The 13,476-nt window shown below is 63.3% G+C and carries 14 protein-coding genes and 1 pseudogene; 6 read left to right on the top strand and 9 right to left on the bottom strand.

All coding sequences use genetic code 11. The features are described from left to right. Positions 1–112: 112 nt before the first annotated feature. The 4 genes from DSC91_RS32000 to DSC91_RS31985 form a co-directional block, all read right to left on the bottom strand. Complete coding sequence (locus DSC91_RS32000; protein ID WP_115782515.1) at positions 113–1,066, bottom strand: patatin-like phospholipase family protein; 954 nt, start codon at positions 1,064–1,066, stop codon at positions 113–115. A 22-nt stretch (positions 1,067–1,088) separates the two neighbouring features. Further along, positions 1,089–1,640, bottom strand: coding sequence for a hypothetical protein (locus tag DSC91_RS31995; RefSeq protein ID WP_115782514.1), 552 nt, complete (start codon positions 1,638–1,640; stop codon positions 1,089–1,091). Between the two features lie 668 nt (positions 1,641–2,308). Next, positions 2,309–3,496 (bottom strand): acyl-CoA dehydrogenase family protein, encoded by a 1,188-nt coding sequence (locus DSC91_RS31990; protein WP_115782513.1) that lies wholly within the window; start codon positions 3,494–3,496, stop codon positions 2,309–2,311. Positions 3,497–3,571: 75 nt separating this feature from the next. Continuing rightward, complete coding sequence (locus DSC91_RS31985) at positions 3,572–4,558, bottom strand: ABC transporter substrate-binding protein (protein WP_115782512.1); 987 nt, start codon at positions 4,556–4,558, stop codon at positions 3,572–3,574. 198 nt (positions 4,559–4,756) lie between these two features. On the opposite strand from DSC91_RS31985, the gene DSC91_RS31980 reads away from it, so the two are divergent. Beyond that, on the top strand, positions 4,757–5,668 hold the full coding sequence (locus DSC91_RS31980) for a LysR family transcriptional regulator (protein WP_115783582.1): 912 nt from the start codon (positions 4,757–4,759) through the stop codon (positions 5,666–5,668). 19 nt (positions 5,669–5,687) lie between these two features. Here the strand turns inward: DSC91_RS31980 and DSC91_RS31975 are convergent, their stop codons facing one another. From DSC91_RS31975 to DSC91_RS31955, 5 genes are read right to left on the bottom strand one after another with little or no spacing between them, the layout of a single operon-like run. Then, a complete protein-coding gene (locus DSC91_RS31975; protein ID WP_115782511.1) occupies positions 5,688–7,289 on the bottom strand; it encodes a rhodanese-related sulfurtransferase in 1,602 nt (533 codons plus the stop codon). After that, positions 7,286–7,894, bottom strand: coding sequence for a cysteine dioxygenase family protein (locus tag DSC91_RS31970; RefSeq protein ID WP_115782510.1), 609 nt, complete (start codon positions 7,892–7,894; stop codon positions 7,286–7,288). The genes DSC91_RS31975 and DSC91_RS31970 overlap by 4 nt, the downstream gene beginning before the upstream one ends. A 32-nt stretch (positions 7,895–7,926) precedes the next feature. Then, positions 7,927–9,000 carry an ABC transporter substrate-binding protein gene (locus DSC91_RS31965; protein WP_115782509.1) on the bottom strand — a complete coding sequence of 358 codons (1,074 nt, stop codon included), beginning with the start codon at positions 8,998–9,000 and terminating at the stop codon, positions 7,927–7,929. A 12-nt stretch (positions 9,001–9,012) separates the two neighbouring features. After that, a complete protein-coding gene (locus tag DSC91_RS31960) occupies positions 9,013–9,876 on the bottom strand; it encodes a class II aldolase/adducin family protein (protein ID WP_229758115.1) in 864 nt (287 codons plus the stop codon). A gap of 11 nt (positions 9,877–9,887) precedes the next feature. Next, entirely contained in the window at positions 9,888–10,967 is a 1,080-nt protein-coding gene (locus tag DSC91_RS31955) for an LLM class flavin-dependent oxidoreductase (protein ID WP_115782508.1), read from the bottom strand. Between the two features lie 335 nt (positions 10,968–11,302). Between DSC91_RS31955 and DSC91_RS31950 the strand changes: the two genes are divergently transcribed. The 5 genes and pseudogenes from DSC91_RS31950 to DSC91_RS31935 all read left to right on the top strand — a co-directional run bounded on the left by DSC91_RS31950 (position 11,303) and on the right by DSC91_RS31935 (position 13,454). Next, positions 11,303–11,557, top strand: a complete 255-nt coding sequence (locus tag DSC91_RS31950) for a hypothetical protein (protein ID WP_115782507.1) — start codon at positions 11,303–11,305, stop codon at positions 11,555–11,557. 43 nt (positions 11,558–11,600) lie between these two features. Next, on the top strand, positions 11,601–11,726 hold the full coding sequence (locus DSC91_RS38570; RefSeq protein ID WP_268238810.1) for a hypothetical protein: 126 nt from the start codon (positions 11,601–11,603) through the stop codon (positions 11,724–11,726). After that, on the top strand, positions 11,713–12,162 hold the full coding sequence (locus tag DSC91_RS31945; protein WP_115782506.1) for a hypothetical protein: 450 nt from the start codon (positions 11,713–11,715) through the stop codon (positions 12,160–12,162). Before DSC91_RS38570 ends, DSC91_RS31945 begins: the two co-directional genes overlap by 14 nt. A gap of 51 nt (positions 12,163–12,213) precedes the next feature. Beyond that, a pseudogene (locus tag DSC91_RS38395) lies at positions 12,214–12,345 on the top strand (helix-turn-helix domain-containing protein); the annotation flags it as partial. Between the two features lie 110 nt (positions 12,346–12,455). Further along, positions 12,456–13,454, top strand: a complete 999-nt coding sequence (locus tag DSC91_RS31935) for an LLM class flavin-dependent oxidoreductase (protein WP_115782504.1) — start codon at positions 12,456–12,458, stop codon at positions 13,452–13,454. The last annotated feature ends 22 nt before the right edge of the window (positions 13,455–13,476 follow it).

Genomic DNA, 13,476 nt, shown 5'->3' with positions numbered 1-13,476 from the left:
GTAAGCGCACAGCCAAAGACTACAAAACAGACAACCAGATCAAGAAAAAACCATCGCCGAAGGCAAACACACAACCAGAAAAAAATCGCCGAGCAGGCAACCAACCAAACCCTCATTCAATCCCCAACCTCGCCCGAATAGCCGGCAGCATAACCTCCACCGCCGCGCGTCCCTCTTCAATCGCCGGCCCGGCACGGTGAAAATCAAAAATCCCCATCCCGCCCAGCCGCGGCTGAATCAAAATATCCGCCGGCTCACCCGCCAGCCGGCTCCGCGAAATCCTCACCTGCATGATGTCGATGCTCTGCGCGATCGAACTCAGCATCGACGGCACGCGCGCACTCGGCGCCGGCGCCACGCGCACATCGTCGGAAGCGCGCGCTTCGGCCGGTGCCAGCCAGCGCGGCCAAGGCTTCCCATTGCGACGCAGCGCGACCGGCGGCGGCGCACCCGGGTCGAGCGCCGGCGTGTCCACCGCCGCGCCGCCGAAATCGCGCCCATTCAGAATGTCGTTGTTCAGATCGACCGCGATCACGCAGTCCGCCCGCATGCCGCGCGCCACCGAGACCGGCACCGGATTGCTCAAGCCGCCGTCCACCAGCCACACCCCGTTGTGAAACACCGGCGTGAAAATCCCCGGAATCGCAATCGAGGCGCGCACCGCGTCGACCACGCTGCCGTCCTGCAACCAGCTCTCGCGCCCCGAATCGAGTTCGGTGGCCACCGCCGCGAACGGCATGTTCAACTGCGCGATCGAGCGGCCGTCGAATTTGTCCGCGAATAGCTGGATCACCTTGCGCCCGCCGAGCAAGCCGCCCGAAAAACGCAGATCGAGTAGCCGCACCACCGTTTGCCACGTAAGCTTCGAAACCCATTCCTCGAGCCAGTCGAGATCGCCGTTTGCATACACGGCGCCCACCAGCGCGCCAATCGACGTGCCGCACACCACATCCGGCTTGATGCCCGCCTCGAGCAACGCGCGAATCGCGCCGATATGCGCCCAGCCACGCGCTGCACCGCCCCCCAACACCAGCCCGATCCGGCTGTATCGACGTCGATGTATCATGTCGTTCCCCGCCTTCTATCGGCTAGCGTCCGCGTATCACGTCCGAGCGCGATGTCGTGTACACCTTCTCATATTGGTCGAAGTGCACGTTGAAAATGCCTTCTTCGGTCACGCCGCCCTCGCGCCACTTCCAGCTCCATACGGTCTCCGGCTTGAGCGGAAACACGGCGATCTGGCCAGGTTTGCCGAGCAAGCGGCGTACCTCGTCCTCAGTCATGCCGATGCGAATCTTCCCGAAGTTGTCGGCGGTCAGCACCTGCGTGATCGCCTGCAATTTGCCGTCGCGGTCGATGTCGACCATGTACGTGTTCAGTCCTTGCGGGCCACGCGGATACTCGAAGCGCTTCGAGCCGTCGGTAAACGTACGCTCGGTTTCCGGCTTGCCCATCTGATCGCGGATCTGCGCCTCGGTCGTGATGCCCGGCGTCATGTTCTTGAGCAATAGTGCATCCGGCTTGACGGCGTTGAAGAATTCCTTGAGTTTTTGCACGGCACGGTCGCTCTGTTGGTCGTCGCAACCAGTCAGCGCAACGCACGCGGCCAGCATCGCGACGGTAAGCAGTTTGAGGCTCACAGCAAGTTTCCTGTACGGACGCGAAGCGGCAATTCGCCCGCATCCCGTTGTGTAGGGCGTCCCCGAGGAGACTTCCTTAGGGACGTACTACAGGATAACCGCGCACGGGAAAAACCGCGAGCGAGGGCGGCAAGGCGGCTGCGGGCCGTTATGCAGTGTGATTTGCGGAAGGATGCGATTGTGCGGCGAGGCCGAGGAAAACCATGCAAAAGAGCACTTGCGCCGGCACGGGCGAGAGCGCGGCAAAACATGCCGCTGGAAGCACGGCAAAAGGGCGGCAAATCCGCGGTGAACCCGGGAAAACCGTCGCCACAAGCAAAAAGGCGACGCTGTGCAAAGCGTCGCCAAGTCGGTCGATACGGTCAAACCGGAAATAAACAGTAGCCAAACGGCCGCCTGAAACGCAATACAGCGGACGACGCGCAGCGGTCCGGTCCCGGGCGAGGTGGTGAGAGACCTTGGCCTCTAACCTTGCGCCGTCGCCGGAATGGCGGACCGCTGCTTGTTTGGCCGCCCTGGTCCCTCGATAAGCCTTCCAAGTGCAGCTAATCTAAACGGATCGGCCGATTTAAACGAGAGCGCGTTTACACCGAATTGGCAGATGATTTGCGCCGCGTGGCGCGTGCGGTCCATCGAGAACCGGCCCATCGAGGTCTGGCGAACTCCGCTCAGGTTGCGCTTTTTGCGAAACCCGCGCGCCCTGCCCCCTGCAGCACCGAATCGTTCTGTGGCGTATGAATCCGCGCGCACAGCACGTCGCGATAGTGACGCTCAAGCGCATTGTCACGGCTCAGACCGGGATTGCCGCTCGCCTCGACGGCCAGTTGCACCGCCTCGATCGCCTGATTCGTCACCGTGTATTTGACGAGCGGCGCTTCGTCGAGTGTCACGCGCTCGGCGTGCGCACCCGCGTCGAGCAGCACGCGATTGCTGAACAGCAGCGCGTCGATCCGGCCGAGCGTCTGCTGAAACGCTGGCAGGCTCGCGAGCGGCGCGCCAAGATTGCCGGGCGTGCGCTCGGCGGCCCATTGCGCGAACCAGTCACGCGCCGCCCGCGCAACGCCGTCGTACACCGCCGACAACAACACGCTCATCCACGCGAAGCCGAGCGCATCGAGTCCCGCGCCTGGCTCGCCGGGCAGATTGATGTCGACCGCATGAGCGGCCGGCACATGCACACTGTCGAACACGAGTTCGTGACTGCCCGTGGCGCGCATGCCGAGATGATTCCATTCGCTGCCGACCCGCACACCCGGCGTGTCCCGCTGCACCAGCCACACGCCGACACGCGGCGGCGTCTCGTCGCTGCGCGCCCACACGGCGAGCCAGGTGAGGCCGGGACTGCCGGTCGAATACAGCTTGCTGCCGTCGATGATCCAGCCGTCGGCGCTGCGCTTCGCGATCGTCGACGGCAAACCGCCGCGTGCCGGTGTGCCGAGCTCGGGCTCGACGCGTAGCGAGTTGATCAGCGCGCCATCGCGTACCGCATCACGCGCCACGCGTTCACGCAGCTCGACGGGCCAATGCGGGTTGCCCTGCAAGCGATGATGAAACAGGTATTGCATCACCAGCACCAGTGCGGTGGAGGGCTCGCCACGCGCCACCGCGCGCACTACCTTCAAGGCCTGCGGCAAGCTCGCGCCCGCGCCGCCAAGCGATGCGGGCACCGTCAACGAGAGCAGATCGAATTCGTGCAGGCGCGCGAGGTTGGCGTGCGGAAATTCCGCTGTGCGGTCGTAGTGCGCCGCGCTTGCGGCGAACTCGCTGGTGAGCCGCGCGAGCAGTGCGTCGAAGGCATCGCTATCGAGCGGTGGATGACGGCGCGTCACCGCGCTCTCGGCAATCGGTGCGTTCATCAATGTCTCCGGGAAACCTCGACCTTCAGGCCGGGGAGAAAGCCAAACGAGGACTCCGATAGGCCGCATCAAGGATCAAGGCAGCGGGAAGCTACGATCGAAGCTCGTGCGCACGTCGAGATGCGCACGAATCACGTTGGCGGCTTCGTAGGTATCGGCGGTGCGCTGCTGCGCGGCGACGACGCTGTCGTCGATCGCCACCGGATGCACCTGGCCTCGCAGGTAGACGGTTTTCAGCACATCGGTCGGCAAGCCCGTGACTTTTGATTGCATCGCGGCCACTTCGTCGGGATGCGAAAGCGCCCAACGCTGGCCGATCGCCACACGTCGCAGGAAGTCGGCGAGTTGCACGCGCTTGTCCGCGATCGCGCGTTCGGTCGCGACCTGATAGCTGAGCCCTTCGGACAACCCGACGCCGTTGGCGATGATGCGATCGTGATCGCGCGCTTCACCGAGTGCGGTGTACGGGTCCCACACGGACCACGCATCGACGCTGCCCGACGCAAGCGCCGCCTTCGCATCGGCGGGTGCGAGGAACACGAACGTGACGTCGGCGGCCGGCACATTGGCCTTCTTCAGCGCGGCGAGCGCGAGATAGTGGCCGATCGAACCGCGCGTCGTGGCGATACGCTTGCCCTTCAGGCTCGCGGCATCGTTCAACGGCGATTGCGCGCCGACGACGATCGCCAGATCCAGCGGATTCGACCGGGTCGCCGCGACCGCACGCACCCGGGCACCGGCTGCGAGCGCGAACACGAGCGGCGCATCGCCCAGTCCGCCGACATCCACGGCGCCGGCGTTCAGCGCTTCACCCAGCGGTTGCGCCGCCGGAAAGTTGAACCACTCGATTTTGTACGGCAGGTCTTTCAGTTGTCCGGATGCTTCGAGAATGCCACGCGTTTGCAAGGACTGGTCGCCGACCTTGAGCACCGGTAGATCCGCTGCGACAGTCTGCGTTGCGCAAACTGTCGCGCACAGTGCGAGCACTGCCGCGCCGAGCGGTTTCAGCAACGCACGTTGCAAGACGGATGAGACGGAGAACGAAGAACGGGAAGTCGTCATGGCGGTGATTACGTCGTGGCATCCAGGTGATCTGCTACCGCACGATAAGGCACGCATCTGTATAAGACAAACGCATTATTCTGCTAAGCAAATATGCGAATTTTATTGACCGGTGAGGCATGCGCGCACATCGATACGGGTATCATCGAACGCACGAATCTTGCGCCTCGTTGCGCGCTCAACAAGTCACCGCTCATCATGAAGATCGACGAAATTGACGCATACGTCACCGTCATCCGCTGTCAGTCATTGCAACAGGCTGCGCTCTCGCTTGGCCTCACACAACCGGCGATCACGCGCCGGCTGCAGAATTTCGAGGAGGCGCTCGGCGTCGAGTTGCTCGACCGCAATACGCGTCCGCTCAAGGCAACGGTGACGGGCCGCATCGTCTACGAACAATGCCGCGTGATTCAGCGCGAACTCGACGTGCTGCGCGAGATCGTCGCCACTGACACGCCGCCCGTCGGCACACTGCGCCTCGGCGTCGCGCAGACCATTGCCGATATTGCGCTTACCGATGCGATGCGCGGACTCAAATCCTCCTACCCCGATCTGCAGGCGCGCGCGTCGACCGGTTGGGGCAGCCAGCTACTGCAACGCGTCGAGCAGGGCGAACTCGACGCCGCCGCGATCCTGCTGCCCAGCAACAAGACTTTCGACGAGACCTTGTCGGCCCGCTCGCTTGGCCGGGTCAAGCTGGCGGTGGTCGCGCAGAAAGGCAGGTTGAAAAAACGCGCGCATACCCTGGCGGAATGCCAGTCGATCGGCTGGGTGTTGAATCCGGATGGATGCGGCTTTCGCGACGGTCTGCAACGCGCGCTGACGGGTCTGGGGCTCGCGCTCAAGCTCAATCTGGAAACGCTCGGCACCGAACTGCAATTGCAGTTGATCGCCGACGGCAACGGTCTCGGCCTCGTGCCGTTACCGCTGCTGCAGGCCAGCGCTCACGCGAACGCACTCGATATCGTGCCGATCAGCGACTTCAAGCCGCTCATCGACATCTGGCTCGTGCATCCGCGCGTGCTGGGTAAATTGCAACAGCCGGTCGAGCGTTTCGGGGCGGCGATCGAGCGGCAATTCAAGGAGGCGCGTGCGCAGCGCGCGGCTTGAGCCGCGCGCCGATGGCCTGTCAGATCACGCGGAAACCGTGCGTTCCATCGCGCCCAAGCTGAGCGACGAGGCCGTACTCCCACTCCAGATACGCGTTCATCGCTTCGCGGGCGTTATCGGTTCCCTCATACGGGCGACGATACCTGTCGATGCGCGGCGATGCCAGCCGTGTCTCACCGCTCTCCACAGGCAAGCCCGCTTCGATCCACGCGCTCGTACCGCCGCTCAGCACCTGCACCGGCTTGCCCGTCAACGCCGCCAGATCGGGTGCGGCAAAGCGCGCCAGCAGACTGCTGCCGCAGGTCACCACATAACGTTGCGCGTCCGGCAGCTTGCGCAATGCTTCGCCGAGTTGCGCACGAATCGCGAACCATGCACCCGGAATATGTCGCTTCACATAGTTCGCGCTGGTCGTGAAATCCAGCACGACGGTGCCGGGCGATTGCAGCAGCGTCACCAGTCCGGCCGGCGTGACCTCATCGACGGCAGGCGGCGTGGGCGCGTGGCGCGCGGCGGGCGCGGCGCCTTTTTCGCTGAAGTCGGCGTTGCCCAGGCCGTCCACCACGTACACCTCGACGTTCATCTGCGCGAGCCACGACGCGGTCATGTTCGCGCGCACGCCGTCGTTGTCGGCGAGGATCACGCGCGCGCCGCGCACCGGCGCGAACATGTCGGTCTCCTGCACGAGCTGGCCGCCCGGCGCATTGCGAAAACCGGGCACGTGCCCCGCTTCGTATTCTTCCGGCGTGCGCACGTCGAAGCGATAGACGGTGCGGACCGATTCGTCGGCCCACCGACGCGCTTCGTCGCGCGACGTGCGGCCCACCCTGGCGCGATCCGCCACGCCGCGCGCGGAATCGGCGGCGGCGAGGCGAAGTGCGTCATCGGCAATCGGCTCGAAGCGGCGCGAGCTGCCGTGCGCGAGCGCCTGACCGGCAAGCGTCCAGCCGATGGTGCCATTGCGCAGCGCCGCGACCGGATTCGGTACGCCCGCATTGATCAGCGACTGCGCGCCGATGATGCTGCGCGTGCGCCCCGCGCAATTGACGATGATCCGCGTGGCGGGATCCGGCGCGAGCTGCCGCGCACGCAACACCAGTTCCGCGCCCGGCACGCTGATGCTGCCGGGAATATTCATGGCCTGGTATTCGTCGAAGCGGCGTGCGTCGAGCACCACCACATCGGCTTCGTGATCGAGCAGCGCGAGCACCTGCGGCGCACCGAGGGACGGTGTATGACGTTCGCTTTCGACCAGTTCGCCGAATGCCTTGCTCGGCACGTTGACGTCCTGGAACAGCTCACCGCCCGCCTCGCGCCAGCCTTGCAAACCGCCATCGAGCAGCGCGACGTGGGTATAGCCCAGCTCGCTCAGCCGGCGCGCGGCGCGTTCAGCAAGCCCTTCACCGTCGTCGAACACGACGACCGGCACGTCGCGGCGCGGCAAGCGCACGGGCGCTTCCAGTTCGAGCCGCGACAGCGACAGGTTGGCAGCGAACAACGGATGACTGCGCGCGTGCGGATCCTCCTCGCGCACGTCGACGAGCGCGATTTCCTCTCGCTCGAGCAGTGCGCGGCGCACGTCCTTGAATGATCGGGTACGGAATTCTGTAGCGAAACTCATGAGATCAGGGACTCCTTCGAAACATTCCAGATATTCGGCAACACGTCGTTCGAGTAGCCGGAGATAAAGGTTTTGCGGCCGCCGCCGGACGGATAGACGGAACGCGTCACCGCGCCGATATTTCCACCGTACACGTGAATGCTGATCGACGTACGATCGTGAAAAGCATTGCTCACGCGATGGATATCGCCGATGCGCGGCGAGACCGCATCCACCGTGCCGGTATCGAGGCGCTTTGCCGGCCCCTCTTCCTCCAGCGCGCCGTCTGGTGTGATGCGATATCCCTGAGCAATTTCCGCACCACGCAGCACGCCGATCAAACCCCATACGGTGTGGTCGTGCACCGGTGTCGACTGACCCGGCCCCCATACAAAACTTACGATTGAAAACCGCTGCCGCGAATCCGCGTGCAGCAGGAATTGTTGATAGCGCTCGGGGTCGGGCTGCGCGAAGGCGGCGGGCAACCAGTCGTCGTGGGCAATCAGCTCACGCAGCGCGGCGCCGCCGGCTTCGAGCAGATGCGCTTCGGGCGCGTGCTCGTCGACGAGCGACGCAATCCGGCCGACGAACGCGCGCAGCCGGTCTGGTCTCAGAGCTTGAGTCATCGAATGTTCAGAATAAGGGGGGATTGAATCGGTTACGCACCGTGGGCGAGCGCGGCATTGAAGGTGTCGGTCCATAACGGTGCGACGTCGACATGCCGGTCGATGACCGCGGCACGCGCGAACGTATCGGCAACCTGCTGCTCGCTCGCGATGTCCGCCGCCGTGACGCCGGTCACGCGGCGCGCCTGGCTCTGGTTGCGATACAACGAGCGGATCGCCTCCTCGGGCACCCGCAACTCGGTGGACAACACCTTCGCGTAGGCATCCTGATGCTGGCCGAACCACGCGCAGGCGCGTTGCAGCCGCACCAGCAGATCCGCGGACGCGGCCCGCCGTTGCGGATCCGCGAGCACCGACGGATGACCGTAGTACAGATAGTTGCCGGATAGATAGCCATTGGCGTTTTTCAGCACGCGAGCGCCCGCTTGCGAGATCGCGAGCGGCACGTTGTAGCCGTAGATCGCCCAGGCGTCGAGCGAGCCGGCGTTGAAAGCGGCAAAGCCGTCGCGCGGCGCGAGCGAGGTGGCCTGAATATCGTTGAACGATAGCCCCGCCTCTTCGAGCATGCGCAGCAGGTAGTAATGCGTGGTGGTGGCGCGCAGATAGCCGACGCGTTTGCCCTTCAGTTCAGCGATCGAGCGGATCGTCGAGCCTTTCGGGACCAGTACTACCTGATTGTTGACGTCGTCCTTGTAGACGGCGATCACGCGCACCTGCGCGTTCTGCAGCCGCGCGAAGATCGGTGGGATCTCGCTGCCCGAGGCGATATCGAGCGAGCCGCCGTTCATCGCCTCGACCATCGCATTGCCGGACTGGAATTCGGACCAGTCGATCGTGTACGGCGTATTCGCGAGACCCGCGGTTTTCAGCAGCGTTGCGTCGCCGCCTTTATAGGTTGCGACGCGCAAACGGACTTTGCTGAGATCGACTGGTGGATCGGATTTCTCGCTTGTTGCGAGCGTGGCTGCTGCGGCGGCTGTCGAAAACGGGCCGGCGCCTGCCGCCCCGAGTAATGAGGCTGATAGCACGGTTGACAGCGCGGCCGGCACCGCGGACACGAGCCGGCGGCGCCGGAGCGAAACCGGCGAATCGAAACGTTGGGTCATCTTATGGGGCGCTCAGGTAAGGACGTCAGGCTCGGCTTCGACCAGCCCTTCCAGCAGGCTCTGGAATGCAAACAGCGCGCCGCCGGGGCGACCGACTTGCTCGTGCGTCAGCGTGGCGACGTCGTGCGGGATGGCCTGTGGCGAGCCGGCGGCTTCGGCGAGCAATTGGGCATGGCAGGCGTTATCGAGCGCGATATACCACCATGCCGCCGCCTCGACGCTCGGACCGGCCGTGAGAATGCCGTGATTCTTCAGGATCACCGCCTTTCGCTCCCCCAGCGCCGCGGCGATGCGTGCGCCTTCATCGGTATCGAGCACGACGCCGCGGAAGTCGTCGAACAAGGCGTGGTCCTGATAGAACGCGCACGAGTCCTGCGTCAACGGATCCAGCGTGCGGCCGAGCGTCGACCATGCCTTGCCGTAGAGCGAATGCGTATGGGCGGCGGCGACCACATCGGGGCGCGCCTCGTGAATCGCCGCATGTATCGCGAACGCCGCCTGATTCACCGGCCCCTCGCCAACCACGATCTCCCCTTCTGCATTCACCAGCAGCAGATCGGACACGCGAATGCGGCTGAAATGCTTGCCGAAGGGATTGACCCAGAAGTGATCGGGCCACTCCGGATCGCGCGCGGTGATATGGCCGGCCAGACCCTGGTCGAAACCATAGCGCGCGAACAGGCGAAACGCCACGGCGAGCCGCTCCTGCCGATGGCGCCGCTCAGAGGCGATGCTTGCGCGTGGCGGGACGTCGTCGAACCAGAATTTGCGGAGCGGCGCGTGACGCTGGAGCGGCGGTGTATCTGGGGTGCCTGGCAGCGTGGGGGCACTTTGCGGCGTCGGGGCGTCTTCCAGTGCGGCGGACAGATCGGTCATCGTGGCTCCGGTCAGGCGGCCACGCGTTCGACGCGCGCGATCCGTTCGCGAGTGGCCGGAATCAGTTCGCGGCCGTAGTCGATCGCATCTTCGAGCGGATCGAAGCCGCGCACGAGGAAGGTCGAGACACCGAGCGCGTAATACTCCGCGAGCGTTTCGGCCACCTGTTCCGGCGTGCCGACCAGCGCGGTCGAATTCGAGCGTCCGCCGATTTCCTTGGCGACACCGGTCCACAGACGTTCATCGACCCGATCCGATTCACCGGATGCCGCGAGCAGCCGCCGTGCGCCTTCGCTTTGCGCCGGGCCGCCGACACCGAGCCCCTGCGCCGCGCGCAACCGCTTCGTTTCTTCGAGGATGTGTTCCGCGCGCGCCCACGCGGCGGTTTCGGTCGCGGCAAGAATAGGCCTGAACGACACCGAGAAACGCACGGTACGACCGTGTTTGGTCGCTTCGGCCCGTACGCGTGCAACCTGTTCGCGCACTTGCGCCTTCGATTCGCCCCAGAGCGCGTAGACGTCGGCATGACGTCCGGCGATTTCGAGCGCGGGCGCCGACGCGCCGCCGAAGTACACGGGGATATGGGGTTGCTGCAGCGGTTTCACTTCGGAGAAGCCTTGTTCGAAGCGGTAGTACTGGCCGTTGTGATCGAAGGGTTTCGCTTCGGTCCAGATGCGGCGCAGGATGTGCAGGTATTCGTCGGTGCGTGCGTAGCGTTCGTCATGCGACAGATAGTCGCCGTCGCGGCGTTGTTCGGCGTCGTCGCCACCGGAGATGATGTGCACGGCGAGACGGCCGCCCGAGTAGTGATCGAGTGTCGCCAGTTGGCGCGCGGCGAGCGTGGGTGCAACGAAGCCCGGGCGATGCGCGAGCATGAAGTGCACTTTGCTCGTGACGCTGGCCGCGTGGGCGACGGTGAGGAGCGCATCGGGACTCGTCGAGTGATGCGGCACGAGGATCCGGTCGAAGCCCGCGGCTTCATGTGCGCGGGCGAATTGCTCCACGTAGTCGATGTCGATGACCGGACCTTGCGGAGCGTGGGTTTCAGACACCTTGCGGGTCTGGATCATGCCGATGAATTCGATGGACACGGTGTGTGTCTCCCTGGGTGGTTTTTGCCCGGCGGGGCGGTGGCTTTCCTGGCTGGATGCAGTGCTCTGTTCGAGGGGTTTAAGGTAGCAGCGCTACATGCGGTTGTTAAATATTGATCGGCCATATGTATATCGGGATTGCATGTAACGGGAAGGGAGTTGGCTGCGCCGTGCTTGTTGTCCGTGTGGCTATGGCGGTGGGGTTTTCTTGTCGCCGCGTGCGAGCTTTTTTCGTCCCTGGGCGCTCCATTTTTCGTACTTGTCCTATAGCGGTTCGCGATCCGATGCGTGAGTCTCTTCGCAAAACTTTTTTCAAACGCGAAGGAGACGGACACATGACACAAAATTCACCGACTGGAACCCAATATCCCCTCGCCACGATTGGCTCACTGACTGAGCGCACCGAGTACGCGGATGGCAGTCGCGCACAGATTATTGCGGGTGTCGGCATACCCGATATGTCTCATTTCAAACCGGTCGCAGTGACAGGAAGCATGCTTGATAACGGTGCCATGATTGCCGATAGCCCCCACCGCAAAGCGCATGCCACCAGCTTCGTGCCGACGCACGCGGGCACCACCACTCATTGATGTCGAACGAAGACCACCTGCGATAAAGAAAGGAACTTTAACGATGTCCATCTATTACGCCGTGGTCGAAGATGACCCGCTTACGAGCAGCGACAAGAGCCGTGTTCACGCGAATCACAAGGCCGGAACGATTGAAGGCGAAAATGGAGATTACGATGCAAGCCATTAAGATTATGGCCACCTCTATTTTTATTTTTGCTTTTTCGTCTGCATTTGCAGACTCCACTTGCGAGAAAAATGCGAAAACGCGCGATGACTTTTTGACATGCACCAGCATCGACACGAACAAGACAATTTCAAAGGCCAACAAACTTTACGAAAGCATCAGAAAAAATACCAAAGGGGATAAACAAGCTGCGCTTGATGCAAATTTCAAAATCTGGAAAGACAAGCTGAAATCGGATTGTTCTGTTATTGCGCTTGCGTTTAATGAATGGCGTGACGAATATATGCCGGATACTGATTTTCAAGTAGCCGCGTGCCGGTCAAAAATCGCGAGTCAAGAGCTGGATTTTTACAAATGGCTGGCGTGTCCAGACGATATGGAGACGTCGAATGTCCCCAAATGCGCTGCTATAAAGAATTTTTTGGGCGAAAACAAATGAAATACGGCCCGGCTTCCGCGAGCCGGCTTGCCAGATTTCGACACAACGCCAGCGCGCCGCGCCCTGTGCGTCACACAGGGCACGGTGAGCCGTCAGATCAAGAATCTCGAAAACTCACCCGGCCCAAAACCGTTTGATCGCGACCACCAGGGTATCCGGTTGACAGCAGCAGGCAACCAACTCCAAACCCCCTTCCACGAACGTGGACATCCCCACCCCATCAGCAGAAAACCAGAACCTTTGCCACAATGCCCCATCGCGCGAAAGCGCCCGAAACAGCACATGAACAGAAAATGATCCCCTTCTCGGTCCTCGACCTATCGCCGGTCACCGCAGGCGCCACCCCCGCGGACGCATTCAGGAACACACTGGACCTCGCCCGGCACGCGGAAAACTGGAACTACCGCCGCTTCTGGCTGGCTGAACACCACAACATGACGGGCATCGCCAGTGCGGCCACCGCGGTGGTGATCGGCCACGTGGCCGGTGGGACGAAGACAATCCGCGTCGGCTCCGGCGGCGTCATGCTGCCCAACCATGCACCGCTCGTCATCGCGGAACAGTTCGGCACCCTCGCCTCGCTCTATCCCGATCGTATCGACCTGGGCCTCGGCCGCGCGCCCGGCACCGATCAAAGCACCGCCCGCGCGCTGCGCCGCGACCTGCAAAATAGCGCGGAGTCGTTCCCCGACGACGTCGTCGAGTTGCAACGCTATTTCGCCGACCCCGTGCCGGGTCAGCGCATTCGTGCCGTTCCGGGCGCGGGTCTGCATGTGCCGCTGTGGTTGCTCGGCTCGTCGCTGTTCAGCGCGCAGCTGGCTGCGGCGCTCGGTCTGCCGTTCGCATTCGCGTCGCACTTTGCACCAGACCACATGTTCACCGCGCTGAAGGTCTATCGCGAGCAATTCCGGCCGTCGGCGACACTCGATAAGCCGTACGCCATGGTCGGCGTCAATCTCTTCGCCGCCGATAGCAACGACGAAGCGCGGCGTCTGTTCACCTCGCTGCAGCAGCAGTTCGTCAACCTGCGGCGCGGCACGCCTGGTCAACTGCAACCGCCGGTCGAACGGATCGAAGCGTCGGAGATGGAGTTGAACGGCGTCGCGCATTCACTCGCCTGCTCCGTGATCGGCGATCGGGATACGGTTCGCGAAGGACTGCTGTCGGTCATCGATCAGACCGGCGCGAATGAATTGATGCTGACCGCGCAAATCTACGATCACAAAGCACGGCTGCGTTCGTTCGAGATCGCCGCGCAAGTGCGCGACGAGCTGGGCGCCGGCAAGCAATAACGCCGGCCAGTACTAAAGAAGG

It is taken from the genome of Paraburkholderia caffeinilytica (assembly GCF_003368325.1).
Lineage (GTDB): Bacteria > Pseudomonadota > Gammaproteobacteria > Burkholderiales > Burkholderiaceae > Paraburkholderia > Paraburkholderia caffeinilytica.
Note: the sequence above shows the minus strand (reverse complement) of the source record. Positions and strands in the feature narration are given on the sequence as shown.